Genomic DNA, 25,249 nt, shown 5'->3' on the forward strand with positions numbered 1-25,249 from the left:
TCACCTTACGGCACGTCGTGTCATCATGGATGCATGCCCAGATGGTCACCCGATGCCGCGCTGCGGCTCGAAGCTGCGGCGATGCTCCTGTTCGAACGCCAGGGATACGCGGGAACGACGGTTCCGCAGATCGCCGCGGAGGCAGGGCTGACGACGCGGACGTTCTTCCGTCACTTCTCCGACAAGCGCGACGTCCTGTTCCTCAGAGACCGCGAGTTCCCTCAGGCTGTGCGCGAGTTCATCGAGTCCGTCCCGCCGGAGAGCGGCGGGGCCGCTACGGTGCGGGCGGGCCTCTCGGCCGCGTGCCGCGAGCTTCAGGGCTGGCGTCGGACCATCGCGCGTCGGCGCGCCATCATCCGCAGCGAGCCCGCGTTGCACGAGCGCGAGCTTCTGCAGAGTCATCACCTCGGTCGTGCCATCGAAGAGTCGCTGCGCGGTCGCGGCATCGATCCCCGGCGGTCGCATACGCTGGCGGCTCTCGCCGTGACGTGCTTCGACCTCGCGATGGTCCGATGGCTGGAAGGGCCCGCCGAACTCCTGCTGGATGATGCCCTGACCGCCGCGTGGAATGACATGCGCGACTGTCTCGAAAGCTGACGGCAGGGCCCTGCAGGATGCCGCCGCGCGCGTGCGACGCGACTCGTTCCCCTCACCTCATTGGGGCTGACGCTGATCCGTGAGGGTCGCCCGACTACGCCTGGCGCAGCTCCGCGAGAGCAGTGATCTGCGCGGCGTCGGGGTCCCAGTGCCGCACGCAGTGCGCGTGAGCATGGATATCGCCGCCGACGAGATCCAGCGCCTGCGCGAGGTCAGCGACCCGCAACCGGCGGGCGAGGGCGACGTGCGGCATCCACTCGCCCGATGCGGTGTGCGGGGCATCCGCGCCCGGCCCGACGGCGGCGAGGATCGTCTCTCGGAGGCCGATCAGCTCTGGACTGGGCACGATGCTGCGGGCCAGCACGCGACGATCCCCGGAGCCGAAGAGCAGGGGAGCACCGAGCGTGATCGGGAACGAACGGATGCCGGCGAAGACATCCTGGCCGGGCGGTGGCAGGTCGACGCGCGCGACCAGTGTGATGTGAGGGCGGTTGCTCGCCGACGTGTGCCCCGCGAGGCTCGACAGGCCGCGCGCGGCGAGTGCATCCCACTCGGCCCGGATCGCGGCTTCGGCAGCCGGGTCGAGGAGCAGTTCGATCGCCGAGGGGGATCGGTGCAGCTCAGGCTCTCGCACGGGTCTCAGCTGACCGCGCTGAGGCGCCGCTCCGCGAGCAGCGGCACGGCCACCTCGCGGGCGGCACGGCGCGCCGTCGCGACGGCGCCGATCGACACGACCTCGGCGCCGAGCGTCGAGGCGAGGATCTCGGGCGCCGGCAGGTGCAGCTGGGTCGGCAGCACCTCGCGTGCGGCCGTGAGCACGGGGGCGATGCTCTCGGCGACCCCGCCGCAGACGATCACGCGCGCCGGGTCGTACATGCTGCCCAGCACGCCGACGACTCGAGCGAGGGTCGCGCCCACGCGCGCGGTCGCGAGCAGCGCATCGGCATCGCCGGCGGACGCGGCGGTCAGCACGACGCGAGGGTCGACGCGGTCCTCGCGCGCGAGCCGACCGATCGCGGATTCCGACGAGATCTCGCCGCTCTCGACGCCCGCGCGCACCTGGTCCTGCAGCGCGTAGCGCAGGCCGAAGGCCGACCCGACCCCGATGATGTGGTCGAACACCACGCCCTCGCCGACTCCGCCGTGCGCACCGTGCAGCACATGGCCGTCGATGACGACACCACCGCCGAACCGTTCGCTGGCGAGCAGGGCGACATAGTCACGGCATCCGACCGCAGACCCCGTCGAGCCCTCGGCGATCGCGGCGAGCTGAGCGTCGTTCTTGATCTCGACGACGGGCGCCCAGTCGGCCAGAGCCTCGGCGAGTCCCGGATTCGTGCGCTCCCAGAAGCCCTCGGGGTGCGGGGGCGAGATGCCTGCGCGGTTGACGGGAGCGGCCACTCCGACGCAGATCGCGAGGATCGTGTCTCGCGGGACTCCTGCTTCGTCGACCGCGAGCTGCATCTGCCCGAGGATCGTCGCGCGCCGGGCGGCTGCGGACTGGGTCGGGTCGAGATCTGTGCGGTGGTGCACGAGGGTGCGCTCGAGCGGGTCCGAGATCGTGACAGCGAGGTGGGTGTCTCCGGCATCCACCCCGACGACGACGCCGAGGTCGGATGACAGCACGAAGCGCCGCGCGGGGCGCCCTGCGCGGTAGCTGCCGGCGACGCGGGCGTTCGGGAGCTCACGCAGAACCCCGGCGTCGACGAGAGTGTCGATGCCGTCGATCGCGGTGGAGCGGGTCAGCGAGGTGCTCGCCATCGCCTCGGTGGCGGTGAACTCTCCGGCCGCCCACGCGAAGTCGAGGATTGCGCCGACGCTGGCTCGCCCGGTGCCCAGACCTGCGGAGACTTCTGTCACGGGCCTTGACCTCACTCTCGTCCAGATGAGAGAGTACCGTTCATCGAAGTAAATTCGCTCACTAGATTTAGTCTGCGTATCTACCGGACGAAAGGACAACGGTGTCTGTGAAACCACCACGCCCGGCCCGGCTCGTCGCCGGAGCTGCCGCGCTCGCCCTGGTCGGCGCCGCGCTGACCGGCTGCTCGACAGCCGGCGGGACCGAGACCATCCGCTTCACGTTCAGCAAACGTGAGGCGATCGAGTTCATGACCGAGCTCGTCGCGCAGTACAACTCCTCGCAGGACAAGGTGCGCGTCGAGATCGACACCTCGGGAGTCGACGTCGTCTCGGCCAGCTTCGTGCGGGGCAACCCGCCCGACATCATGCTCGCCAACTACAACTACGAGATCGCCCGGTTCGTGCAGCGCTGCGCGCTCACCGATCTCTCGGAGACGGAGGCGGCATCGACCATCCGCGACGACCTGCAGCCGCTCATGGAGCAGTACGGCTCATGCGAGGGCCGCACGAGCGCATTGCCGTACTCCGTGATGGGGGCCTCGGTCATCTACAACAGGGAGATCTTCGAGCAGCAGGGGCTCGAGGTCCCGCAGACCTGGGACGAGCTCCTCGCCGTGTGCGACCAGCTCAAGGAGGCGGGGATCGACCCGTTCTACGCCACCTTCAAGGACGACTGGACGGTCGCTCAGGGCTGGTACGACTACACCGCCGGTGGTTCGGTCGACGTGATCGACTTCTTCGACACTCTCGCCGAAGAGGGCACCGAGGTCGGGCCCGACTCGGAGGTCTCGTTCGAGAACGACTTCGCCGAGCCCATGGACCGCATGATGACCCTGGTGAAGAACTACACCAACGCGGATGCCGCGAGCCGAGGCTACGGCGACGGCAACCTCGCCTTCGGCAAGGGCGAGGCCGCGATGTACCTGCAGGGACCGTGGGCCTTCAGCGAGATCGAGAAGACCGCGCCCGACCTCGAACTCGGCACCTTCCCGCTGCCGATGACCGACGACCCTGCCGACCTCGGTGTGCGCGTCAACATGGACCTCGCAGCGATGATCCCCGAGGGATCGCAGCATCAGGAGGCCGCACGCGACTTCCTCGAGTACCTGTTCCTGCCCGAGCACATCGAGGAGTACAACGCCTCGCAGCTCGGCTTCACCCCGACGGACGATGCTCCGGCTCCCGACGACCCGCGGGTCGAGGGCATGGTCGAGTACTACGACAACGGGCAGATCTACCAGGGCCCCTCGGTGCTCGTGCCCCGCACCCTTCCGGTCTTCAACTACGCGCAGGCGATGGTGCTCGGCGCGTCCACCACCTCCACGTTGCGCACCATGGATGCCGACTGGGCCAGGATCGCATTCCGCGCTCCCATCCCGTCGACCCAGGACAACGCCTCCGGCGAGGACTCAGCATCCGGCGAGACAGAGGAGTCCACGCCATGACGAACACCGCTCTGCCCGATCCCGCGGCGACTCCCGCCGCATCGAACATCACCAAGCCGAACACTCCGACGACCGACACGACGGCGATCGTCACAGGAGGCACCCGCAAGCTGGGGCGCCGCGCTCGCAAGGTCGAGCCGATCTACTACCTGTTCCTGCTGCCGACCCTCGTGATCTTCACGCTCGCGATCACGGTGCCCGGGGTCATGGGCATCTTCTTCAGCTTCACCGACTCCATCGGCATCGGCGAGTGGAGCTTCAACGGGCTGACGAACTACATCGCGATGTTCAGCGACCCGGCCATCCTGCAGAGCTACCTGTTCACGTTCGGCTTCTCGATCGCCACGGTGATCGTCGTGAATGTGGTCGCCTTCATGCTCGCGGTCGGGCTCACGTCCCGCATCCGCTTCAAGACGGGGCTCCGCACGATCTTCGTGATCCCGATGGTGATCTCGGGCATCATCATCGCCTACGTCTTCAACTTCCTGTTCTCCAACTCCATCCCGGCGGCGGGCGCGGCCACCGGCATCCCGTGGCTGTCCACCAGCCTTCTCGCGAACCCCGATCTCGCCTGGGTCGCGATCGTGATCGTGACCGCATGGCAGGCGGTTCCCGGCACGCTGCTGATCTACATCGCAGGTCTGCTCTCGGTGCCGGGCGAGGTCTATGAGGCGGCGAGCATCGACGGCGCGAACAAGAGGCAGCAGCTGTTGCGCATCACGCTTCCGCTCGTCGCGGGGTACGTGGTGATCAACGTGATCCTCGGCTTCAAGGGCTTCCTGAACGCCTACGACATCATCGTCGGACTCACCAACGGCGGACCCGGCACATCCACCCGCAGCGTCGCGATGACGATCATCGCGGGATTCAACGGCGGCGACTACGCCTACCAGATGGCCAACGCGACGATCTTCTTCATCGTCGCCGTGCTCATCTCCCTGCTGCAGCTCTCGCTGACCCGCGGAAGGAACGCACTCTGATGTCGACGCAGACACTCACCACCATCCCCACCACGGGCAAGAAGCCGCGCGTCCGCATGGAGCGCGTCAACTGGTCGGGCACGATCATCCTGATCCTCTGCGCCGTGACCGTGCTGCTGCCGCTCTACGTGACGATCTCGATGGCCTTCAAGACCACCGGTCAGGCTGTCGACGGCAACGCCTTCTCGCTGCCGGCTCCGTTCAGCATCGACGGGTTCGTCGAGGCGTGGAACCTCACGAAGTTCCCGGTCGGCGCCGGCATCTCCCTGCTGGTCACGGCCGGAACGGTCATCGCGACCATCGTGCTCGCTGCGTTCGCGTCTTATGCGATCGTTCGCAACTGGGACCACCGCCTGTTCCGCTACTCGTTCTTCTACCTGCTGGCTGCGATGTTCATCCCGTTCCCGGTCGTCGCTCTGCCGCAGATCCAGCTCACCGGCTGGGTCGGACTCGACAACCCGTTCGGCGTGATCATCCTCGCGACGATGTTCCAGCTGAGCTTCAGCGTGCTGCTGTTCACCGCGTTCCTCCGGTCGATCCCGATCGAGCTCGAAGAGAGCGCCCGCATCGACGGCGCCACCACGTGGCAGACGTTCTGGCAGCTGATCTTCCCGCTGCTCGCGCCGATGAGTGCGACGGTCGGCATCTTCGCGTTCCTGTACGCCTGGAACGACTTCATGATGCCGTCGTTGATCATCTCGGACCCGGCCATGCAGACGCTGCCTGTGCGGCAGAACCTCTTCCAGACCCAGTTCAGCAACAACTACAACGTGTCGTTCGCCTCGTACCTGATGGCGATGGCCCCGGCGATCCTGGCATACCTGTTCACGCAGCGCTTCGTCATGGAAGGCGTCACGCAGGGCGCCGTCAAGGGCTGATGCGCGACACGCGCTGATACGTCACACACCGCAGACCGCAACACGAAGGAGCAATACCCCTCATGACCGATGCGCTTCTCACCGAGACCCGCGACGACACGACGGCAGCATGGTGGCGGCAGGCCGCCGTGTATCAGATCTACCCCCGCAGCTTCGCGGATGCGAACGGAGACGGACTCGGCGACATCCCGGGCATCGTCTCGCGGGCCGACTACCTGCGCGACCTCGGCATCGATGCCGTGTGGCTCAGCCCGTTCTATCCGTCGGCGCTGGCCGACGGAGGGTATGACGTCGCCGACTATCGCAACGTCGACCCGCGCCTGGGCACGCTCGAGGACTTCGACGAGATGGTCGCCGCTCTGCACGAACGCGGCATCCGCGTGGTCGTCGACATCGTGCCGAACCACTCGTCGGATCTGCACGAGTGGTTCCAGGAGGCGCTCGCCGCAGGTCGCGGTTCGGCGGCTCGCGAGCGGTACATCTTCCGCGAGGGATCGGGGCCAGACGGCTCGGAGCCCCCGACCGACTGGACCGCCGCGTTCGGCGGCTCGGCCTGGGAACGGGTCGACGACGGGCAGTGGTTCCTGCACAGCTTCGCCCCCGAGCAGCCCGATCTCAACTGGGATCACCCCGAGGTGCGCGAGGACTTCTTGAAGACCCTGCGCTTCTGGTCGGACCGTGGGGTCGACGGCTTCCGCATCGATGTCGCGCACATGCTCACGAAGGATCTGGCCGAGCCGCTGCCGAGCACCGCCGAGCTCGAACTGCTGCCGCACGACGGAAACCACCCGCTGCACGACCGCGACGACGTGCACGAGGTGTACGCCGAGTGGCGTCGGGTCTTCAATGAATACGACCCGCCTCGCACGGCCGTAGCCGAGGCGTGGGTCAGCACGCCCGAGCGTCGGGCGAAGTACGCGTCGGCCGAGGGCCTCGGACAGGCGTTCAACTTCGACCTCCTCGTCGCGGATTTCGACGCGACGCAGTTCCGCACGATCATCACCGACAACCTCGCGCAGTCGGAGGCGACGGGTTCGTCGACCACGTGGGTGCTGTCGAACCACGACGTGACGCGTCACGCGACGCGATACGGGCTCGCTCCGCTGGCCGGTCGCACGGGAGTCAAGCAGGGCGTCGAGTGGGTCGCCGAGGGTGGGCCGGAGGATCAGCTCGACCGCGAGGCCGGACTGCGTCGGGCGCACGCTGCCACGCTGCTGCTGCTCGGCCTGCCCGGCAGCACCTACCTCTATCAGGGAGAGGAGCTGGGGCTGCACGAGGTCGCCGAGGTCGCGCCCGAGCAGCGTCAGGACCCGGCGTTCTTCCGCGGTGCCGTCTTCGACGGTCTGGGACGGGACGGATGCCGCGTGCCGCTGCCGTGGACGGCATCCGGTCCGTCGTTCGGATTCGGATCGGGCGATGCTCATCTGCCTCAGCCCGAGTGGTTCGCGGAGTACGCGGTCGATGTCGAGGAGGGCGACCCCTCGTCGACGCTCGCGCTCTATCGCGAGGCGCTGCGCCTGCGCCACGAACTGCAGACGGAGGAGAGCCTGGAGTGGATCGAGACCGGGCGTCCGGATGTGCTGCGCTTCGCCCGCCCGAACGGCTGGCAGATCGTGACGAACTTCGGTTCAGAGCCGTTCGACCTCGGAGCGGATGCCGCAGACGTCGTGCTCGGCACGGTCGTCGACAGCACCGTTCCCGGCGACTCGACCGTGTGGATCGCGCCGGGCCTGATCGGCTGAGTCGGTCGCACTGAGTCGTTCGCAGGGAGTCGTTTGCGGGAAGAGAGTACGGATGCAGGACGAGAACACGGTTTCTCGTCCTGCATCCGTGCTTCGGTCCCGCAGACGGTCGCGAACGTCACCCCAACTCCCCGCCAATTTGATAATGGTTCTCATTAGCGTTTAGAGTGAGAGCATGAAGAAGCCGCTCGTCGCCCTCGCCATCGCATCCGTCGCCGCACTCTCGCTGGCCGGATGCTCCACCACTCCCGCAGCGGGAGAGGGCGGCGGCGGCGCGGTCACGGTCGCCGCGAGCACCAACGTCTACGGTTCGCTCGCAGAGCAGATCGGCGGAGACCGCGTCGACGTGACATCGATCATCACCTCGGCGACCCAGGACCCCCACTCGTACGAGGCCTCGGCCCGCGACCGCCTGACCGTGCAGAAGGCCGACCTCGTGATCGAGAACGGCGGCGGCTACGACGGCTTCATCGACACCCTGCTGCAGGACGCCGAGGACGTGCACGTGGTCAGCGCCGTCGAGTTCTCGCACGACTTCCCCGGCAACGAGGGCCACGAGCACTCGGATGACGAGGCCGAGGCGGAGCACGATCACGACCATGCCGAAGGTGAAGAGGGTCACGAGGGACACAACCACATCGAGGGCTTCAACGAGCACGTCTGGTTCGACCCGCACACGATGATCCACGTCGTCGAGGCGATCGCCGAAGAGCTCGCCACCATCGACCCCGACGGCGAGGCGGAGTTCACCGCCAACGCCGAGGAGATCGTCACCGACCTCGAGGGCTTCGAGGCCGACCTCGAGACGCTCAAGACGGACGCCGCCGGTGCGAACGTGATCATCACCGAGCCGCTGCCCGGATACCTCGCCGCAGCCGCCGGGCTCACCGACGTCACCCCCGAGGGCTTCGCGGAGGCGGTCGAGGAGGGCAGCGATGTCGCGCCCGCCACACTGCTCGACACCCTCAACGTCGTCGAAGGCGGCGATGTGGCGGCCGTGCTCACGAACGCGCAGACCGGCGGAGCCGAGACGCAGCGCGTCGAGGACGCCGCGACGGATGCCGGCATCCCGCTCGTCGCCTTCACGGAGCTGCTGCCCGAAGGATCGTCGTACTCTGAGTGGATGAGTGACGCGATCCAGAGCCTCGCCGACGCGCTGCAGTCGTGAGCGCCGCCGCCGACGCGCGGGCAGGAGCCGAGAAGTCGAACCCGGTGCTCGAGGTGCGCGGAGCCGCCCTCCAGCGCGGTGACCGGGAGCTGTGGTCGGGGTTGAACCTCACGGTCGACCCCGGCGAGTTCATCGCCGTGCTCGGTCCGTCTGGATCGGGCAAGACGACGCTGCTGCGCAGCATCCTGGGCCTGCAGCCTCTGTCGGCCGGCGAGATCAGCGTCGCGGGCGAACCGGTGCGCAAGGGCAATCCGCGCATCGGGTACATCCCGCAGCAGCGTTCGCTCGCCCCCGACACGAGCATGCGTGCCCGCGATCTCGTCGCGCTGGGCGTGCAGGGCAGCCGTTTCGGCTTCCCTGTTCCGCACCGCGGCGACAAGGCCAAGGTCGACCAGCTGCTGGCCTCGGTCGGAGCCGCCCACTACGCCGAGCGCCGCGTCGGCCTGCTCTCGGGCGGAGAGCAGCAGCGACTGCGGGTGGGGCAGGCCCTCGCCGACGAGCCGGATCTGCTGCTGTGCGACGAGCCGCTGTCGAACCTCGACCTCGCGAACCAGGTCGCCATCACCGACATCATCGACCGTCAGCGCCGCGATCGCCGCGCCGCCGTGCTGTTCGTGACGCACGACATCAACCCGATCCTCGGCCGTGTCGACCGCATCCTCTACATCGCGGGCGGTCGGTTCGTGCTCGGCACCCCCGAAGAGGTGCTGCAGACGCGCGTGCTCACCGAGCTCTACGGCACCCCGGTGTTCGTGCTGCGGGCGGGCGACCGGTTGGTCGTCGTCGGGGTGCCGGATGCCGAGCCCCACCACGAGCACGCGCACGATCACGACCACGGAGGTGCCGCATGAACGTCATCACCGGCATGGTCCCCGCGGTCGACTGGAGCGACGTCTTCTCGTTCCAGGATTACGGCGAGCTCGTCGCCCTGCTCGCGAACTCGATCATCGCCGGAGCGGTGCTCGGGATCGTCGGCGGACTCATCGGCGTCTTCGTGATGCAGCGCGACCTCGCATTCGCCGTGCACGGGGTCAGCGAGCTCTCTTTCGCGGGTGCTGCCGCGGCGCTGCTGTTCGGCGGCAGCGTGGTGGTCGGCTCGCTCGGCGGCGCACTCGTCGCGGCGATCCTGATCGGCATCCTCGGGGCCAAGGCCCGCGACCGCAACTCGATCGTCGGCGTGCTGATGCCGTTCGGCCTCGGCCTCGGCATCCTGTTCCTCTCGCTCTACGACGGCCGCAGCGCCAACCGCTTCAGTCTGCTCACCGGGCAGATCGTCTCTGTGTCGAGCCCCGACCTCGGCTGGCTGCTCGGCATCAGCATCGTCGTGCTGCTCGGGCTGCTGCTCATGTGGAACCCGTTGCGCTTCGACTCGCTCGACCCCGAGTCGGCCGCCGCCCGCGGCGTGCCCACGCGTGCCGTGAGCCTGCTGTTCATGGTGCTGCTCGGGCTGATCGTCGCGGTCAGCGTGCACATCATCGGCGCGCTGCTCGTGATGGCGCTGCTCGTGACTCCTGCGGCCGCTGCGATGCGCATCTCCGCCGGGCCGGTCGCGGTGCCGCTGCTCGCTGCGCTGTTCGGTTTCGTGTCGGCCGTCGGCGGCATCCTGCTCGCGCTCGCCGGCACGCTGCCGGTGAGCCCGTACATCACGACGCTGTCGTTCACGATCTACGTCGTGTGCTGGATCATCCAGCGTGCCCGCGGCGGTGTGCGACGAGTGCGGGCCTGACCTTCCCAGGGCCCGGCAAGGGGGGCGCGCCTAGAATCGTGGGTATGGCTCAGCGGAACACCTGGCAGCGCGATCGCGTGCGCGAAGCCCTCGCCGACGCGCGAGGGTTCGTCAGCGCGCAGAACCTGCATGCCTCGCTGCGTGACGACAACACCGGCATCGGCCTCGCCACGGTCTACCGCGCGTTGGCCGGACTCGCAGCCGCGGGCGATGCCGACTCGCTGCAGAGCCCCGAGGGCGAGGCGCTCTACCGCGCCTGCACGACCCAGGGCCACCACCATCACCTGATCTGCCGCAACTGCGGACTCACCGTCGAGATCGAGGCCACCGACGTCGAGCAGTGGGCGCACCGCACCGCCGCTCTGCACGGATTCACGGATGCCGCACACGTCGTCGACATCTTCGGGCTGTGTGCCTCGTGCACCAACAAGCGCGATGCCGAAGAGGCAGCGAACGCGTGACCACCCAGGCCGCTCCACGGACGATGCACTCGCACCGTCCCACCCGATCGCCGCGCTCGCCGTGGATCGGGGTGGCGCTCGGCGCCGTGATCGTGGCGGCCCTGTTCCTGGTCGACCGGTTCCTGCCGACCCTGTTCACCGCCAGCCTCCCTGACAGAGCCCAGGACGGCCTGACCCTCGCGCTGAGCGTGCTCATCGAGGCGCTGCCGTTCGTGATCCTCGGTGTGCTGCTCTCGATCGTCGTGCAGGTATGGCTGCCCGCCGACGTGATCCACCGCTGGCTGCCGAAGCGCGCATGGGCCCGCCGTGCCGTGCTGTCGCTGCTGGGCATGCTGATCCCCGTGTGCGAGTGCGGCAACGTGCCGTTCGCCCGCGGTCTGATGATGCGGGGACTCGCGCCGGCCGAGGCGCTGACCTTCCTGATCGCCGCGCCGATCGTGAATCCGATCGTGATCCTCACCACGCACGCGGCGTTCGGCTTCGACGACGGCATCCTGGTCGCCCGTCTGATCGGCGGATACCTGATCGCCAACCTGATCGGCTGGATCTACAGCCGCCACCCCTCGCCCGACTCTCTGCTCACGCAGCGCTTCATCGACACCTGCGACCGCGTCACCCACGAGCACGGCACGCCGATGCGCCGCAGCCTCACCCAGTTCCTCGTCGAGCTGCGCGCGGTCATGCCCGCGCTGGTGATCGGCTCGGCGCTCGCCGGAGCCGTGCAGGTGCTGATCCCGCGCGAGGTGCTGCTGGCCATCGGCTCGAACCCGGTGCTGTCGATCCTCGCGATGATGGCGCTCGCGATGACCGTCGCGATCTGCTCGAACGTCGACGCGTTCTTCGCGCTCTCGTTCGCCTCGACGTTCTCGTCGGGCGCCCTCGTGGCGTTCCTGCTCGTCGGCCCGCTGGTCGACGTCAAGATGCTCGCGCTGATGCGCACGACCTTCACCACCCGCACCCTCGTCGGCATCGTCGGCGTGGTCGTGTTCGCCGCCTTCGCGATCGGGATCGGGGTGAACGTCTTTGTCTGAGCACTCCTCGCAGGCGCCGCAGGTGCCTTCGCGCGCCCGTGCCCTCGGCACCCGCTGGCTGGGCATCGGCCTCGCCACCGTCATCTCGGTCGTCACTCTCGGACTCGGTCTGACCGGACGACTGAACCTCTACATCAGTCCCGAATCGGTGTGGTTCGCGTGCGCCGCCGCCGTCGTGACCCTCGCGGGCGCGATCTGGTCGTGCACGCTGCCGCTCGGCGAAGAGGGCGATCACGGCCACGACCATGGTGAGAGCCACGAGGCGGATGCCGCGGCTTCGCCCCGCCGCTCTCTCGCCCTCGCCGGCACCGTGACCGGCGGAGTCGTGGCGTCCGGCGTCGTGATCGCCGCACTCGTGCTGCCTCCCGCGTCGCTGTCGGTCGAACTCGCGATGTCGCGTGTGGGCGAGCAGACCGCCCTGTTCGCGGGTGCCGACGACGTGACCCTCGGAGTCGCCGACACCGCGACCTTCGGCGTGGGCGACTGGGCGAGCGTGTTCTCGACGGCGACCAACACCGCGGCCTACGACGGCAAGACGGTCACGTTGACCGGCTTCGTCACCCCGACGGATGCCGACGGCGTGAACCTCACGCGCCTGGTCATCACGCACTGCGTGATCGATGCCCAGCCGGCGACCCTGCCGGTGACGATCGACGCCGGAGAGTTCGACACCGGCCAGTGGGTCGAGGTCGAGGGCACGGTCAAGGCGGATGCCGACGGATCGCTGCACGTCGAACCGACCACCGTCACCGCGATCGACGAGCCTTCGGATCCGTATGAGTACTGACGACGAGCGCCCCGACGAGCCGGCGGTGCCGCGCACCCGGGCCGAGCTGCGTGCCGCCCGCGAGGCCGAGGCGGCAGCTGCGTCTCCCTCGCCGAGCGAGGGTGGCGGGGCCGACCGAGACGACACGTCTCCCGCGACGGACCCGCGTATCGCCTCACCTGCGGTGCGCTCGACAGGCGGGGCATCACCCGCGGATCGCGCGACGGGTGATGTGCGTCCGACGCGTTCGACCTTCGTCCCGCCGGATGCCGACTCGACGACCACGTTCGCGGCTCACTCCTCGGCCGACTATGTGCCCCCTGCTCGTTCCACGACGGACGACGCGGCCCCCGCGCTCGAGAAACCGAGGGCCGACAAGAGGCCGAAGCGCGCGAAGCCGCCGAAGCCGGAGAAGACGCCGAAGCCAGAGAAGACGCCGAAGCCCGCGAAGGCATCTGAGGCCGCGAAGTCTTCGAAGCCCGAGAAGCCCGCGAAGACGCCGAAGCCCGCCAGTGCGCCGAAGTCCGAGAAGCCCGCGGCCTCGAGCGACCGCCGCTTCCTGCTGGCGCTCGGCGCCGTCCTCGGCATCCTGGTGCTCGTCGGCGCAGGACTCGGCGTCGTCAGCCTCACGCAGGGTCCGCGCATCACCGACGTGCAGGTGAATCCGACCGAGGCGATCGAGACCTCGGGCAGCCGCGTCATCCTCACGGCGAACCAGTCGCTGGCGGCGATCGACGAGTCGCAGGTCACAGTCGAACCGGCCGTGCCGTTCACGCTGGATGCGGCGGGGCGTGGCATCGGCATCCGCTTCACCGTTCCGCTCGACGACGACACCGAGTACACCGTGAACATCGCCGATGCGGTGGGCGCCGGAGGCGGCCCCAGCGCCACGCTCTCGACGAGCTTCTCGACTCCGGCTTCGAACATCTTCCTGCTGCGCCGAGACGCCGACGGTGACGATCAGATCTTCCGCACAGACCTGACCGGCGAGCAGGCGCAGCCCGTCTTCGCGGCCGACAAGATCAACGACTTCCGCGCGACCTCATCGCAGCTCGTCGTCTCGGTCGAGGAGGACGAGGGCTCGAAGCTGCTCGTGATGGACCGCGACGGCAGGAATCCGCGCGAACTGACGCTGCCCGGCGTCGGGTATGTGGGCGCGATCCAGGTGTCCGACCGCGGCGGCCTGGTCGGCTACAGCTACTCCGACAAGAAGCTCACCGACACCGAGGGGCGGGCGAGCGTGCTCGTCACGCAGTCGCTCAGCGGCGATGACGAGCCTGTGGTCACCGAGGTCGGTGACAAGGAGGCGAACGTCTTCGTCTGGCAGTTCGTGCCCGACAGTGCGGCCATGCTCTTCATCGACTTCGACGGTGCGCTCTCGCTGGTCGATCGCACGACCGACGCCGGGGTGCAGTCCCTCGGACTGGCGACGACCATTCAGGGCATCTCGCGCGGCACCTACACGGCGATAGTCGAGCGACTCGACGGCTCGGTGGTCGAGCTGAACCTCACCGACGGCTCGGAGGTGCCGCTCGCGGCATCGACTCCCGACTACGGCTCCGCGATGACGATCACCCCATTCCCCGGCGGCACGCTGCGCCACGTCGTCTCGCGCGATGAGAGCGGGCTGCCCATCGGCCAGGCCGTCGTCCGCGTCGACGACGAGGGCGCGGCGACGCCCCTCGTCGAGGTCGATTCGACCGACTCGATCCTGCAGGCCTGCGCGTCGCCCAGCGGTCAGTACGCCGCGGTCGTGATCGCGCCGGATCTCGCCGACAACCCCTACGACCAGATGCGCCTGCCGCTGCCCGAGAACCTCGAGACGCACCTGCTCGACCTGCGCACGGGCGACGAGATCGTGGCCCTCACCGGCTTCGACGCCTCGTGGTGCCAGACGGCGCCGCAGTTCTGAGCCCATGCCGACGGATGCCCTGCACCGAGCGACCCGCGCCGAGCTGAGCGCGTTGCCGGTCGAGGTCGCGCCACTGCTGCTCGGCGCAGAGCTGCGGACGGTCGTCGCGGGTTCCGAGGTGCGCCTCCGGCTCACCGAGGTCGAGGCGTATCACGGCCAGGGCACCGGACCGGAGGCCGATCCGGGCTCTCACGCCCGCATGGGCCGCACCGCACGCAATGCGACGATGTGGGGCGAGCCGGGGCATCTGTACGTCTACCTGAGCCACGGCATCCACTCGTGCGTGAATGTGGTCTCGGGGTCGGAGGGTCAGGCCGGAGGAATCCTGCTGCGCGCGGGCGAGGTCGTGCACGGGGCGGATGCCGTCGCCGTGCGCCGTCGCGCGAACACCCCGCTGACGGCAACGGCACTGCGCGACCTCGCCAAGGGGCCCGGCAGATTCGGCCAGGCGGTGGGGCTGCGGCATCCGATCCACGACGGCATCGATGCGGTCACGGGCGAGGAGTTCGAGGGCGCCCGCGCGGAGCTGTGGCTGCGCGACGTGCCGGTCGCCGATGTGGCGACCGGCCCGCGAGTGGGCGTGGCTGGCATCGCCGGCACCGCGGCGTTCCCCTGGCGCTTCTGGATCGCCGGCGACCCGACGGTCTCGCCGTTCCGCTGGGGGAGGGGCGCTCAGGCCGAGTCCCTCGACCGCGCCTGAGCCCGGGTCAGGCCGAGTCTCTCCACACCACCGGCGTCGGCAGCATGATGCCCTCGCGCGGGCGCTGATCGTCCCGCAGCTGCGCGAGGACGGATGCCGCGGCCGCGGCACCCAGCCCTTCGGCCGGCTGGTCGACGGTCGAGAGCAGCGGCGTGGTGCGCGTCGCCCAGCTGCTGTTGTCGAAGCCCACGACGCCCACGTCGTCGGGCACACGGCGTCCGGCTTCGCGGAGCGCCCACATCGCGCCGGCCGCGACCGCGTCGGATGCGGCGAAGACACCGTCGATGTCGGGGGCGCGGTCGAGCAGACGCGTCATCGCCGCGGCGCCGTCGGCGTAGGAGTACAGCGGCACCTCTTCGACGAGGTCGGGGTCGAAGGCGTCGCCGAGAGCCTCGGTGAAGCCCGCCAGGCGGTCGGTGCCCGAGTCTCGGTCGAGGGCGGCGGCGATCATGCCGACCCTCGTGCGACCGGTCGCCAGCAGACGTGAGGTGACGGCCTGCGCGGCGCCGCGGTTGTCGACGCCGACCCAGGCGGCATCGACGTCGGGTGGGTGGCCGACGTAGGCGACAGGCAGGTCGAGTCGCATCACGGCCTTGGTGATCGGATCCTGCGCTCGGGCCGAGACGATCACAGCGCCGTCGACGAACCCGCCGTTGAGGTATCGCGCGACGCGTTCGGTGTCTCGCACCGAGTCGACCACGAGGCAGACCATCTGGTAGTCCGCCTCGGAGAGAGTCTCGTTCGTGCCGAGCATGATCGCGCCGATGTTGGGGTCTTCGAGGAACAGCGCGTGCGGCTCGTGCACGATGAACGCGATGGCCTGGGTGCGCTGTCGCACGAGGTTCTGGGCGGCGGTGTTCGGCACGTAGCCGACCTCGCGGATCGCCTCTTCGATCGCGGTGCGCGCGGCGTCCGACACGTAGCCGCCGTTGATCACGCGGCTGACGGTTCCCCTGGAGACTCCGGCGACGCGCGCGACATCGTGCACGGTGCTGCGACGGCGGGCGGAAGTACTCATGATCGACAGCCTAGCGACCGCGACTTGACGGGATTCGCCACGTCGTGCGACGATGTGTGCACGTTCACAGAAATCCCGGTCGTCGTCTTCGTGACACGAGCTGTGCACGTGCACACATGATCCGCAAAGGAGCGTCACCGATGGCCGCCGCTGTGTCCGACCGCATCGCCACCCTCTCCGCAGGGCGCGGCCTCGTCTTCGGATGCGACTACAACCCCGAGCAGTGGGACCGCAGCGTCTGGCCCGACGACGTGCGGCTCATGCAGCAGGCCGGCGTCGGACTCGTGGCGATCAACATCTTCGGCTGGTCGTCGATCAACCCCGCAGAGGGCGTGTGGGACTTCACCGCGCTCGACGAGATCATCGCGCTGCTGCACGAGGGTGGCATCCGCATCAACCTCGGCACCGGCACCGCTTCTCCCGCGCCCTGGGTCACCGCGCAGCATCCCGAGATCCTCCCGGTCGGCGAGGACGGCACCGTCTTCCACCAGGGCGGCCGCCAGGGCTACTGCCCGAGCTCGCCCGTCTTCCGCGCCTACGCCGCCGAGGTCGTCACCCGCGTCGTCGAACGCTACGGCGACCACCCCGCCGTGTCGCTCTGGCACGTGTCGAACGAGCTGGGCTGCCACAACGCGCTCTGCTACTGCGACACGAGCGCCGAGGCGTTCCGCGGCTGGCTGCGTGAGCGCTACGCCGACATCGAGGCGCTGAACCGCGCGTGGGGCACCACGTTCTGGAGCCAGCGGTACAGCGACTTCGACGACGTGCGCGTGCCCGCCCAGGCCCTGTCGCTGCGGAATCCCGGTCAGATCCTCGACTTCCAGCGCTTCAGCTCCGACGAGCAGCTCTCGCTCTACCGTGCCGAGGCTGCGATCCTGCGCGATCGCAGCGATCTGCCGGTCACGACCAACTTCATGGTCACCGCGCACATCCGCAACCTCGACTACTGGACGTGGGCGGGGGACATGGACCTGATCGCCAACGATCACTACCTCGACCGCCGCCTCGACGATGCACGAGGCGAGCTCTCGTTCGCCGCCGACCTCACCCGCGGCCTCGCGCAGGGCGCACCCTGGCTGCTCATGGAGACCTCGACCGGCGCCGTGAACTGGCAGCCGTACAACCTCGCCAAGGCCCCGGGCGAGATGCAGCGCAACATCGCCGCGCACATCGCCCGCGGCGCCGACGGCATCTGCTTCTTCCAGTGGCGCGCGTCGACCCAGGGCGCGGAGAAGTACCACACGGCCCTCGTGCCGCATGCGGGCGAGGACTCCGACCAGTGGCGCGAGGTCGTCGAGCTCGGCGCGCTGCTCGAGCGTCTCGGCGAGGTCGCGGGCACCCGCGTCGCCGCCGACGCCGCACTGTTCTTCTCCTGGGACAGCTGGTGGGCCACCGAGAACGAGGGTCGGCCGAGCGAGGCGCTCACCTACCTCGGCCAGGTGCATGCCGCCCACGCGGCGCTGGCGGATGCCGGCATCACCACCGATGTCGTGCGCCCGGGCGCAGAGCTCGACGGCTACCGTCTGCTGATCGTGCCCGCCCTGCACCTCATCAGCGATGCGGATGCTGCGGCGATCGCCCGCGCGGTCGAGAACGGTGCCACGGCTCTCATCACCTTCTACAGCGGCATCGTCGACGAGCAAGACCGGGTGCGCACCGGCGGCTACCCCGGAGCGTTCCGCGAGCTGCTCGGGATCCGGTCGGAGGAGTTCGCACCGCTCCGCCCAGACGAGTCCGTCACCCTCAGCGACGGCACGACGGGCACGATCTGGAGCGAACGGCTCAAGACGACGGATGCCGAGGTCGTCGCCTCGTTCGTCGATGGGCCCGCCGCCGGCCGACCCGCGATCACCCGCCGCGCGGCGGGTGCCGGCGAGGCCTGGTTCCTGGGGACACAGCCCGCCCGCGACGACTACCGCCGACTGGTCGCGCAGCTCGCCGCATCGGCGGGAGTCGCCCCGACACCCGGCGCCGACCGCGACGTCGAGATCGTGCGCCGCACCGGCGACGCCGGTTCGTTCCTGTTCGTCATCAACCACGGATCGACCGATGTCGAGATCGCGGCCACGGGCCATGACCTCGTCACCGACGCCCCCTCCACCGGACTCGTGCCGGCCGGGGCGGTCCGCATCATCAAGGAGGATGTATGACCACCACGCTCACCGCTCCGGCGGTCGCCTCAGCGCCCCGAGCGCCGGGCCGCCGCCGACGGATTCCGCACAAGGGCGCCATCGCGTTCCTCATCGTGCCCTTCGGCGTGCTGTTCGCGCTGTTCTACGTCGTGCCGATCGCGTACGCGTTCTGGCAGTCGCTGCTCGTGGTCGAGCGTGACGGCACGTTCGGCAAGGCCGAGCAGGTGTTCGGCGGCTTCGCCCAGTACGTGCTCGTCTTCCAGAACGAGGCGTTCTGGAGCTCGATGGGGCGGATGCTGACCTTCGGCGTCGTGCAGGTGCCGGTCATGCTCGGCCTCGCCCTGCTGTTCGCGCTGCTGCTCGATTCGCCGCTCGTGCGGGGCAAGCGCTTCTTCCGCCTCGCGTTCTTCGTGCCGTACGCGGTGCCGGGCGTCATCGCCGCGATCATGTGGGGCTCGCTGTTCTCGCCCAACCTGTCGCCGTTCACCGCCATCACGAAGAACATCGACTTCCTCGGCGCCGACCTCGTGCTGTGGTCGATCGCGAACGTCGTCACCTGGGTCTACGTCGGCTACAACATGCTGATCATCTACTCGGCGCTGCTGTCGATCCCGCAGGAGCTGTATGAGGCGGCGATCCTCGACGGCGCCGGTCAGTGGCGCATCGCGTGGTCGATCAAGATCCCGCTGGTTCGCCCGGCGATCGTGATGACCGCGATCTTCTCGATCATCGGCACGCTGCAGCTGCTCGCCGAGCCCCAGGTCTTCCGGTCGTTCAGCTCGGCGGTGACGAGCACGTTCACCCCGAACATGACCGTGTACGCCACGGCATCCATCCCGAACACCAATCTGGCGGCCGCCTTCTCAGTTGTGCTCGCCGTGACGACCTTCGTGCTGTCGTTCGGATTCATGAAGTACATGCAGCGCAAGGAGCAGAACGCATGAGCACCATGACGATCGTCGCCCCCGGTCGGGGCTCGCGCGAAAAGGCCCCACGGGGCAAGGGCCCTCGCGAATCGGGCATCTCCCGCACCGGCGCCATGCTGATCATGGCCGTGTTCACGGTCTACTTCCTGCTGCCGCTGTGGTGGCTGCTCGTCGCGTCGAGCAAGGAGACCGGTGACATCCTGACCACCGCTCCACTGTGGTTCGCCGACTTCCATCTGCTCGACAACATCGCCGAGCTGTTCGCCTACCGCGACGGCGTGTACCTGCGCTGGCTGATGAACTCGGTGCTCTATGCGGCACTCGGCGGGGCCATCGCGACGCTCCTCGCCGCCATGGCCGGCTACGCCCTGGCGAAGTACCGGTTCCCGGGCCGCGACCTGATGTTCGACATCGTGCTCGGCGGGGTGCTCGTGCCCGCCACCGCGCTCGCGCTGCCCCTGTTCCTGATCTTCAGCCAGGCGCAGCTGACCAACACGTTCTGGTCGGTCTTCCTGCCCTCGATCGTGAGTCCGTTCGGGGTCTACCTGGCGCGGATCTTCGCCGCCTCCTCCGTGCCCGACGAACTGCTCGAGGCGAGTCGACTCGACGGCGCGGGTGAGATCCGCACGTTCTTCACCGTCAGCATCCGCCTGATGACCCCGGCGCTGGTGACGATGTTCCTCTTCCAGTTCGTGGCCATCTGGAACAACTTCTTCCTGCCGATGATCATGCTCCGATCCGAAGACCTCTTCCCGGTCGTCTTCGGTCTCTACAACTGGAACAACCAGCTGAACCAGCTGCCAGAACTCCGCGGTCTCGTGCTGATCGGCGCTCTGCTGTCGGTCATCCCGCTGATCGTCACCTTCCTCCTGCTCCAGCGCTTCTGGCGCAACGGACTGGGCGCCGGCGCCCTGAAGTGAGCAGGCAGCCGACCGGACCGACCGGACGGCTCCGCACCACCCGCACCACACACCCGCACCACCCCCATCGCATCCACGAAAGGATCGAAATGCAGCATTCGAAGATGAAGGCAGCCGCTGTCATCGCCATCTCGGCGTTCGCGCTCGCCGGTTGCTCGGCATCCGGCGGAGACAGCTCAGGCACCGGCGGCGACGCCGCAGCCTCGTGCACCCCGGCCGACGGAGACGTCACGCTCGAGTTCACCTCCTGGATCCCCGGCATCGAAGACGTCGTGAAGATCTGGAACGACGCCAACCCCGAGATCCAGGTCGACGTGCAGACCGGCCCCAACGGCAACGGCGGCACCTACCAGAACTTCTTCAACCAGATCAAGGCGGGCGACGCTCCCGACCTCGGCCAGATCGAGTACGACGCGCTGCCGAACTTCCTGGTGCAGGACGGCCTCGAAGACCTCAGCGCCTGCGAGGACGTCGTGGCCGCAGAAGACCAGTTCGTCGACTGGGCCTGGGGTCAGGTGACGCTGGGCACCGAGGGTGTCTACGGCGTGCCGCAGGACACCGGCCCCATGGGGCTGTTCTACCGCGCCGACCTGTTCGAGCAGAACGGCATCGAGATCCCCACCACGTGGGACGAGTACCGTGAGGCCGCCGTGAAGATCCGCGACCTCGGCGGATACATCACCAACTTCTCGCAGTCGGACATCAACCAGTTCGCGGGCTTCGCGTGGCAGGACGGCGCTCAGTGGTTCTCGAGCGACGACGAGGGCTGGACGGTCTCGCTGGCCGATGACGCCACCACCACGGTCGCGGACTTCTGGCAGAGCATGCTCGACGACGACCTCGTCGCGACGGTTCCCGCCTGGACCGACGAGTGGAACAACGCCTACAACTCCGGTCAGGTCTGGACCTGGAACTCCGCCGTCTGGGGCGCCAACTCGATCTCGAGCGGCGCGCCCGACACGGCGGGCAACTGGGCTGTCGCACCCCTCCCGCAGTGGGAAGAGGGCGGATCCGCCGCCGGCAACTGGGGCGGCTCGTCGACCGCGGTCCTCAAGGGCAGCGAGCACCTCTACGAGGCGACGAAGTTCGCGCTCTGGCTCAACACGTCGGATGAGGCGCTGACCGCGCTCGCCGAGGCGGCCAACCTCTACCCGGCCACCACCGCCGGCCTCGAGCTCCCGGTCTACGCCGAGGGCGTGGAGTTCTACGGCGGACAGAAGATCTACGACGTCTTCGCCGACGCCGCCACCCAGGTCTCGCCCGACTTCGCGTGGGGCCCGACCATGACCCAGACCTACTCGGACGTGTCCGATGGGTTCAAGGCCGCGGTCTCGGGCAGCGGCACGCTGCTCGACGCGATCGAGAAGGGCCAGACGGCGACCGTCGACGCGCTCAAGGCCGCGTCGATCCCCGTCAAGGAGTAACACCTCCCGGAGGCCCGCCCGTATGCTCACGGGCGGGCCTCCCTTTTCGTCTGTGATCCGTCTGGAGCAGCAATGAGCGAACTCGTCCATCTGACCTCCGGCGGCGTGAGCGTCGTCATCGACACGACCACGGCGCGCCTGCTGCACTGGGGCGCGACGCTCGACGCCGCCGATCTCGATGCGCTCTCGGCCTCGTCGACCGGCTCGGTCACGTTCAGCTCGTTCGACGCGCCGCGCACCTTCCCGCTGCTGGCCGTCGAGGCCGACGGGTGGTCGGGTGCCCCGGCTCTCGCCTGGCATCGCGGGGGCCTGCACAGCGCCCCGTTGCTGCGGTCGGTCGGGTGGGAGGCGACGGCGACATCGCTGCGGGCAGAGTTCGCAGATGCCGCTGCCGGTGCATCCGTGGTGCTCGAGCTCGACCTGGATCCCTTCGGCGTGCTGACCGCGCAGGTATCGGTGACGAGCACCGCTGACGGTGCTGGGCCGCTGGATCTGCTGGCCGCGCGCATCCTGCTGCCTGTTCCTGCCCACGCGACCGAGGTGCTCGATCACACCGGACGCTGGACCGGCGAGCGTCACCCGCAACGGGGCGCTCTGCGCCACGGAGCGCACCTGCGTCAGGTTCGCCGCGGCCGTGGCGGGCATGACGCGCCCTACCTGACCGCGGTCGGCACCGACGGGTTCGGCTTCCGTCGGGGCGAACTGTGGACCGCGCACGTCGCGTGGAGCGGCGACCTCGAGGTCGGCGTCGAGCGGCTGCCCGAAGGCGCCGGCGTGCACGGGGCCGTGCTCGGTGGGGGAGAGCTGCTGCTGCCCGGAGAGATCCGGCTCGCGGCCGGTGAGACCTACGTGTCGCCTCGGGTGTTCCTCACCTACGGCGAGAGCGGCCTCGACTCGGTGTCCGCCCGTCTGCATCAGACCGTGCGCGCGTTCTCCGCGCACCCCACGACGCCGCGCCCGCTCGTGCTCAACACGTGGGAGGCGGTGTACTTCGACCACGACCCGGCGAAGATCATCGCGCTCGCCGAGGCCGCGGCCTCCGTCGGCGTCGAGCGCTTCGTGCTCGACGACGGCTGGTTCCGCGGCCGACCCGATGACCGGTCGGGCCTGGGGGACTGGTTCATCGACGACGCCAAGTGGCCCGACGGCCTGCGACCGCTCGCCGAGCACGTGCACGGACTCGGCATGCAGTTCGGGCTCTGGTTCGAGCCGGAGATGGTCAACCCGGTGTCCGACCTCGCCGCGCAGCATCCGGACTGGGTGCTGCAGGCGTCTCCCGACTCGCCCACCTGGCGGCACCAGAAGGTGCTCGACCTCGCGAACCCGGATGCCGCTGCCTACCTGCTCGAGCGCCTCGATGCCCTGGTCTCCGAGGTCGGCATCGACTTCATCAAGTGGGACCACAACCGGGACCTGCACGCGGCGGTGTCGCCGCACACGGGCCGCGCATCGGTGCATGCGCAGACCACCGCCTTCTACGCGCTGCTCGACGCGCTGCACGAACGGCATCCGTCGCTGGAGATCGAATCGTGTGCGAGCGGCGGCGCCCGGGTCGACCTCGGGGTGCTGCAGCGCACGCAGCGCGTGTGGGCCTCGGACTCCAACGACCCGGTCGAGCGTCAGCGCATCCAGCGCTGGACGGGCACGCTCGTGCCGCCCGAGCTCGTCGGATCGCACGTGGGTCCGCCGATCGCCGAGACCACGCACCGCGCGGCATCCCTGCCGTTCCGCATGACGACCGCGCTGTTCGGCCACGCCGGCATCGAGTGGGACATCACCGGATGCACCCACGACGAGCGCGCGGCGCTGGCTCGCTGGACCGCGCTGTATCGCGAGCTTCGGCCGCTGCTGCACTCGGGTGTCACGGTGCGCAGCGATGAAGTCGACGACGAGACCCTGCTGCACGGCGTCGTCGCGGCCGACGGTTCGCGGGGCGTGTTCGCCTGGGTGCGGCTGGGCGCGTCGGTCGACGGCTTCACTCCGCGCACCCGTATTCCCGGGCTGCAGGCGGGGGAGCGGTATCGGCTGCGCGTGCGGGAGGACCTCGGTGCGGTGTCGCGCCATCAGGTGGCAGGCCCCGGATGGACGGATGCCGGGATCCAGGCCACGGGAGCGTTCTTCGAGTCGGTCGGAGTGCCACTGCCGCTGCTGGCTCCCGGCGCTGCGCTGCTGCTCGAGGCTGTGCGAATCTGAGCCATGCCCGTGCTAAACTGACTCTTTGTCTGCGCACACTCCTGTGCGTAGTTCGCGTGCTCCCCCTTCTTCGGCCGAGAAATCGGCGGTGCGGGGTGGCGCGCAGACAAGGGATCTTGGGTGAGGCCGTCCGGCCTCACGGTATAGAAGGAGTCACCATCATGGCAGCAGTGTGCCAGGTGACCGGAGCTGTTCCCGGCTTCGGTCACAACGTCTCGCACTCGCACCGCCGGACGAAGCGCCGCTTCGACCCGAACGTGCAGAAGAAGACCTATTTCGTCGCTTCGCTCGGTCGTAAGATCACGCTCAACGTGTCCGCCAAGGGCATCAAGGTGATCGATGTCCGTGGCATCGAGAACGTGGTCAAGGACCTCCAGGCGAAGGGTGTGAAGCTCTAATGGCCAAGAAGGCTCAGGACGTACGTCCGATCATCAAGCTGCGTTCGACGGCAGGTACGGGCTACACGTACGTGACCAAGAAGAACCGCCGCAACACCCCCGACCGCCTCGTGCTCAAGAAGTACGACCCGGTCATCCGTCAGCACGTCGAATTCCGAGAGGAGCGTTGATCAATGGCTAAGAAGAGCAAGATCGCTCGCAACGAGCAGCGCAAGGTCATCGTCGAGCGTTACGCAGAGCGTCGCGCCGAGCTGAAGAAGACCCTCGTCGACCCGAACGCCACCGACGAGGCCCGCGAGGCCGCACGCGTCGGCCTGCAGAAGCTGCCGCGCAACGCGTCGCCGGCTCGCGTGCGTTCGCGCGACGTCATCGACGGCCGCCCCCGCGGTGTCCTCACGAAGTTCGGCGTCTCGCGCGTCCGCTTCCGTGACATGGCACACCGTGGCGAGCTGCCCGGTGTCACCAAGTCCAGCTGGTAAGTCTCAGCAGACAAGCCTGAAGGGGCGAGGATCTTCGGATCCTCGCCCCTTTCGCTGTGTTCGGGGGTATGCCGCGGTATCCGCTCCTTCGCAGCGCCGTCCCCGCATCCGCTCCCGGCATCCGCTCCCGCATCCGCTCCCGCATCCGCTCCCCGCATCCGCAGCGCCCCGTGGGGCGGACTTCTCCTTGTGGGGCGGACTTCTGGCGCAGCATCTTCCGCCCTACGGGGTGTTCTCCTCCCGACGACGTGTTCTCCGCCGGACGGGTGCTCCTGCACATGCGGCGCAATCTTGATGTTCCCCCCTTCCGGTGGGATCTCACCACGCAGCGGCCACGGAGGATGCCGCGGGCTGGGCATGATCGACGGATGGATGTCGTACCCGCACTGGCCGAGCGGCAAGGAATCGCCCGAATCCGAACGCTGCGCCGATCAGGAGCCACGGAGTACGACGTGAAGCGAGCCGTCCGGAGTGGGGCGGTCATCTCGGTGTG

The 25,249-nt window shown here is 68.7% G+C and carries 24 protein-coding genes; 21 read left to right on the forward strand and 3 right to left on the reverse strand.

Annotated features, from left to right (window positions below):
• The first annotated feature begins 33 nt into the window (after nt 1-33).
• The gene (locus ACIP5T_RS12810) at nt 34-597 is read left to right on the forward strand and encodes a TetR/AcrR family transcriptional regulator (protein ID WP_400863726.1); all 564 of its coding nucleotides are present in this window, start codon (nt 34-36) and stop codon (nt 595-597) included.
• A gap of 94 nt (nt 598-691) precedes the next feature.
• Here the strand turns inward: ACIP5T_RS12810 and ACIP5T_RS12815 are convergent, their stop codons facing one another.
• Together ACIP5T_RS12815 and ACIP5T_RS12820 are read right to left on the reverse strand one after the other, a co-directional pair.
• Entirely contained in the window at nt 692-1,231 is a 540-nt protein-coding gene (locus ACIP5T_RS12815; protein WP_400863729.1) for a 2'-5' RNA ligase family protein, read from the reverse strand.
• 5 nt (nt 1,232-1,236) lie between these two features.
• The gene (locus tag ACIP5T_RS12820; RefSeq protein ID WP_400863732.1) at nt 1,237-2,457 is read right to left on the reverse strand and encodes an ROK family protein; all 1,221 of its coding nucleotides are present in this window, start codon (nt 2,455-2,457) and stop codon (nt 1,237-1,239) included.
• Between the two features lie 101 nt (nt 2,458-2,558).
• Between ACIP5T_RS12820 and ACIP5T_RS12825 the strand changes: the two genes are divergently transcribed.
• The 12 genes from ACIP5T_RS12825 to ACIP5T_RS12880 all read left to right on the forward strand — a co-directional run bounded on the left by ACIP5T_RS12825 (nt 2,559) and on the right by ACIP5T_RS12880 (nt 15,266).
• Nucleotides 2,559-3,902: an ABC transporter substrate-binding protein gene (locus ACIP5T_RS12825; RefSeq protein ID WP_400863735.1), complete on the forward strand. Its 1,344-nt coding sequence runs from the start codon at nt 2,559-2,561 to the stop codon at nt 3,900-3,902.
• Nucleotides 3,899-4,882: a carbohydrate ABC transporter permease gene (locus tag ACIP5T_RS12830; RefSeq protein ID WP_400863737.1), complete on the forward strand. Its 984-nt coding sequence runs from the start codon at nt 3,899-3,901 to the stop codon at nt 4,880-4,882. The genes ACIP5T_RS12825 and ACIP5T_RS12830 overlap by 4 nt, the downstream gene beginning before the upstream one ends.
• Nucleotides 4,882-5,760: a carbohydrate ABC transporter permease gene (locus ACIP5T_RS12835; RefSeq protein WP_400863740.1), complete on the forward strand. Its 879-nt coding sequence runs from the start codon at nt 4,882-4,884 to the stop codon at nt 5,758-5,760. Before ACIP5T_RS12830 ends, ACIP5T_RS12835 begins: the two co-directional genes overlap by 1 nt.
• Nucleotides 5,761-5,822: 62 nt before the next feature.
• Nucleotides 5,823-7,502: a glycoside hydrolase family 13 protein gene (locus ACIP5T_RS12840; protein WP_400863743.1), complete on the forward strand. Its 1,680-nt coding sequence runs from the start codon at nt 5,823-5,825 to the stop codon at nt 7,500-7,502.
• A gap of 175 nt (nt 7,503-7,677) precedes the next feature.
• Entirely contained in the window at nt 7,678-8,670 is a 993-nt protein-coding gene (locus ACIP5T_RS12845) for a metal ABC transporter solute-binding protein, Zn/Mn family (protein WP_400863746.1), read from the forward strand.
• The gene (locus ACIP5T_RS12850) at nt 8,667-9,521 is read left to right on the forward strand and encodes a metal ABC transporter ATP-binding protein (protein WP_400863749.1); all 855 of its coding nucleotides are present in this window, start codon (nt 8,667-8,669) and stop codon (nt 9,519-9,521) included. Before ACIP5T_RS12845 ends, ACIP5T_RS12850 begins: the two co-directional genes overlap by 4 nt.
• Complete coding sequence (locus ACIP5T_RS12855; protein WP_400863752.1) at nt 9,518-10,396, forward strand: metal ABC transporter permease; 879 nt, start codon at nt 9,518-9,520, stop codon at nt 10,394-10,396. Before ACIP5T_RS12850 ends, ACIP5T_RS12855 begins: the two co-directional genes overlap by 4 nt.
• A 44-nt stretch (nt 10,397-10,440) precedes the next feature.
• Entirely contained in the window at nt 10,441-10,857 is a 417-nt protein-coding gene (locus ACIP5T_RS12860) for a Fur family transcriptional regulator (RefSeq protein ID WP_042540517.1), read from the forward strand.
• Nucleotides 10,858-10,880: 23 nt separating this feature from the next.
• Entirely contained in the window at nt 10,881-11,888 is a 1,008-nt protein-coding gene (locus ACIP5T_RS12865) for a permease (protein WP_400864739.1), read from the forward strand.
• A 22-nt stretch (nt 11,889-11,910) separates the two neighbouring features.
• Nucleotides 11,911-12,675 (forward strand): TIGR03943 family putative permease subunit, encoded by a 765-nt coding sequence (locus ACIP5T_RS12870; RefSeq protein WP_400863755.1) that lies wholly within the window; start codon nt 11,911-11,913, stop codon nt 12,673-12,675.
• The gene (locus tag ACIP5T_RS12875) at nt 12,665-14,566 is read left to right on the forward strand and encodes a hypothetical protein (protein ID WP_400863758.1); all 1,902 of its coding nucleotides are present in this window, start codon (nt 12,665-12,667) and stop codon (nt 14,564-14,566) included. Before ACIP5T_RS12870 ends, ACIP5T_RS12875 begins: the two co-directional genes overlap by 11 nt.
• Nucleotides 14,567-14,570: 4 nt before the next feature.
• Nucleotides 14,571-15,266: a DNA-3-methyladenine glycosylase gene (locus ACIP5T_RS12880; RefSeq protein ID WP_400863760.1), complete on the forward strand. Its 696-nt coding sequence runs from the start codon at nt 14,571-14,573 to the stop codon at nt 15,264-15,266.
• Nucleotides 15,267-15,273: 7 nt separating this feature from the next.
• Here the strand turns inward: ACIP5T_RS12880 and ACIP5T_RS12885 are convergent, their stop codons facing one another.
• Nucleotides 15,274-16,284, reverse strand: coding sequence for a LacI family DNA-binding transcriptional regulator (locus ACIP5T_RS12885; RefSeq protein ID WP_400863762.1), 1,011 nt, complete (start codon nt 16,282-16,284; stop codon nt 15,274-15,276).
• 140 nt (nt 16,285-16,424) lie between these two features.
• On the opposite strand from ACIP5T_RS12885, the gene ACIP5T_RS12890 reads away from it, so the two are divergent.
• The 8 genes from ACIP5T_RS12890 to rpsN all read left to right on the forward strand — a co-directional run bounded on the left by ACIP5T_RS12890 (nt 16,425) and on the right by rpsN (nt 24,756).
• Nucleotides 16,425-18,434, forward strand: coding sequence for a beta-galactosidase (locus ACIP5T_RS12890; RefSeq protein WP_400863764.1), 2,010 nt, complete (start codon nt 16,425-16,427; stop codon nt 18,432-18,434).
• Nucleotides 18,431-19,360: a carbohydrate ABC transporter permease gene (locus ACIP5T_RS12895; RefSeq protein WP_042540527.1), complete on the forward strand. Its 930-nt coding sequence runs from the start codon at nt 18,431-18,433 to the stop codon at nt 19,358-19,360. Before ACIP5T_RS12890 ends, ACIP5T_RS12895 begins: the two co-directional genes overlap by 4 nt.
• Nucleotides 19,357-20,262, forward strand: coding sequence for a carbohydrate ABC transporter permease (locus ACIP5T_RS12900; protein WP_400863768.1), 906 nt, complete (start codon nt 19,357-19,359; stop codon nt 20,260-20,262). Before ACIP5T_RS12895 ends, ACIP5T_RS12900 begins: the two co-directional genes overlap by 4 nt.
• Before the next feature lie 89 nt (nt 20,263-20,351).
• A complete protein-coding gene (locus ACIP5T_RS12905; RefSeq protein ID WP_400863770.1) occupies nt 20,352-21,686 on the forward strand; it encodes an ABC transporter substrate-binding protein in 1,335 nt (444 codons plus the stop codon).
• A 72-nt stretch (nt 21,687-21,758) separates the two neighbouring features.
• Entirely contained in the window at nt 21,759-23,879 is a 2,121-nt protein-coding gene (locus ACIP5T_RS12910) for an alpha-galactosidase (RefSeq protein WP_400863772.1), read from the forward strand.
• Nucleotides 23,880-24,040: 161 nt separating this feature from the next.
• Nucleotides 24,041-24,277: a 50S ribosomal protein L28 gene (gene rpmB / locus ACIP5T_RS12915; protein ID WP_042540533.1), complete on the forward strand. Its 237-nt coding sequence runs from the start codon at nt 24,041-24,043 to the stop codon at nt 24,275-24,277.
• Nucleotides 24,277-24,447, forward strand: coding sequence for a 50S ribosomal protein L33 (rpmG, locus tag ACIP5T_RS12920; protein WP_017203558.1), 171 nt, complete (start codon nt 24,277-24,279; stop codon nt 24,445-24,447). Before rpmB ends, rpmG begins: the two co-directional genes overlap by 1 nt.
• Nucleotides 24,448-24,450: 3 nt before the next feature.
• Nucleotides 24,451-24,756, forward strand: coding sequence for a 30S ribosomal protein S14 (rpsN, locus tag ACIP5T_RS12925; protein WP_042540535.1), 306 nt, complete (start codon nt 24,451-24,453; stop codon nt 24,754-24,756).
• Nucleotides 24,757-25,249: the final 493 nt, after the last annotated feature.

The sequence above is a fragment of the Microbacterium sp. NPDC088619 genome, assembly GCF_044752825.1.
GTDB lineage: Bacteria > Actinomycetota > Actinomycetes > Actinomycetales > Microbacteriaceae > Microbacterium.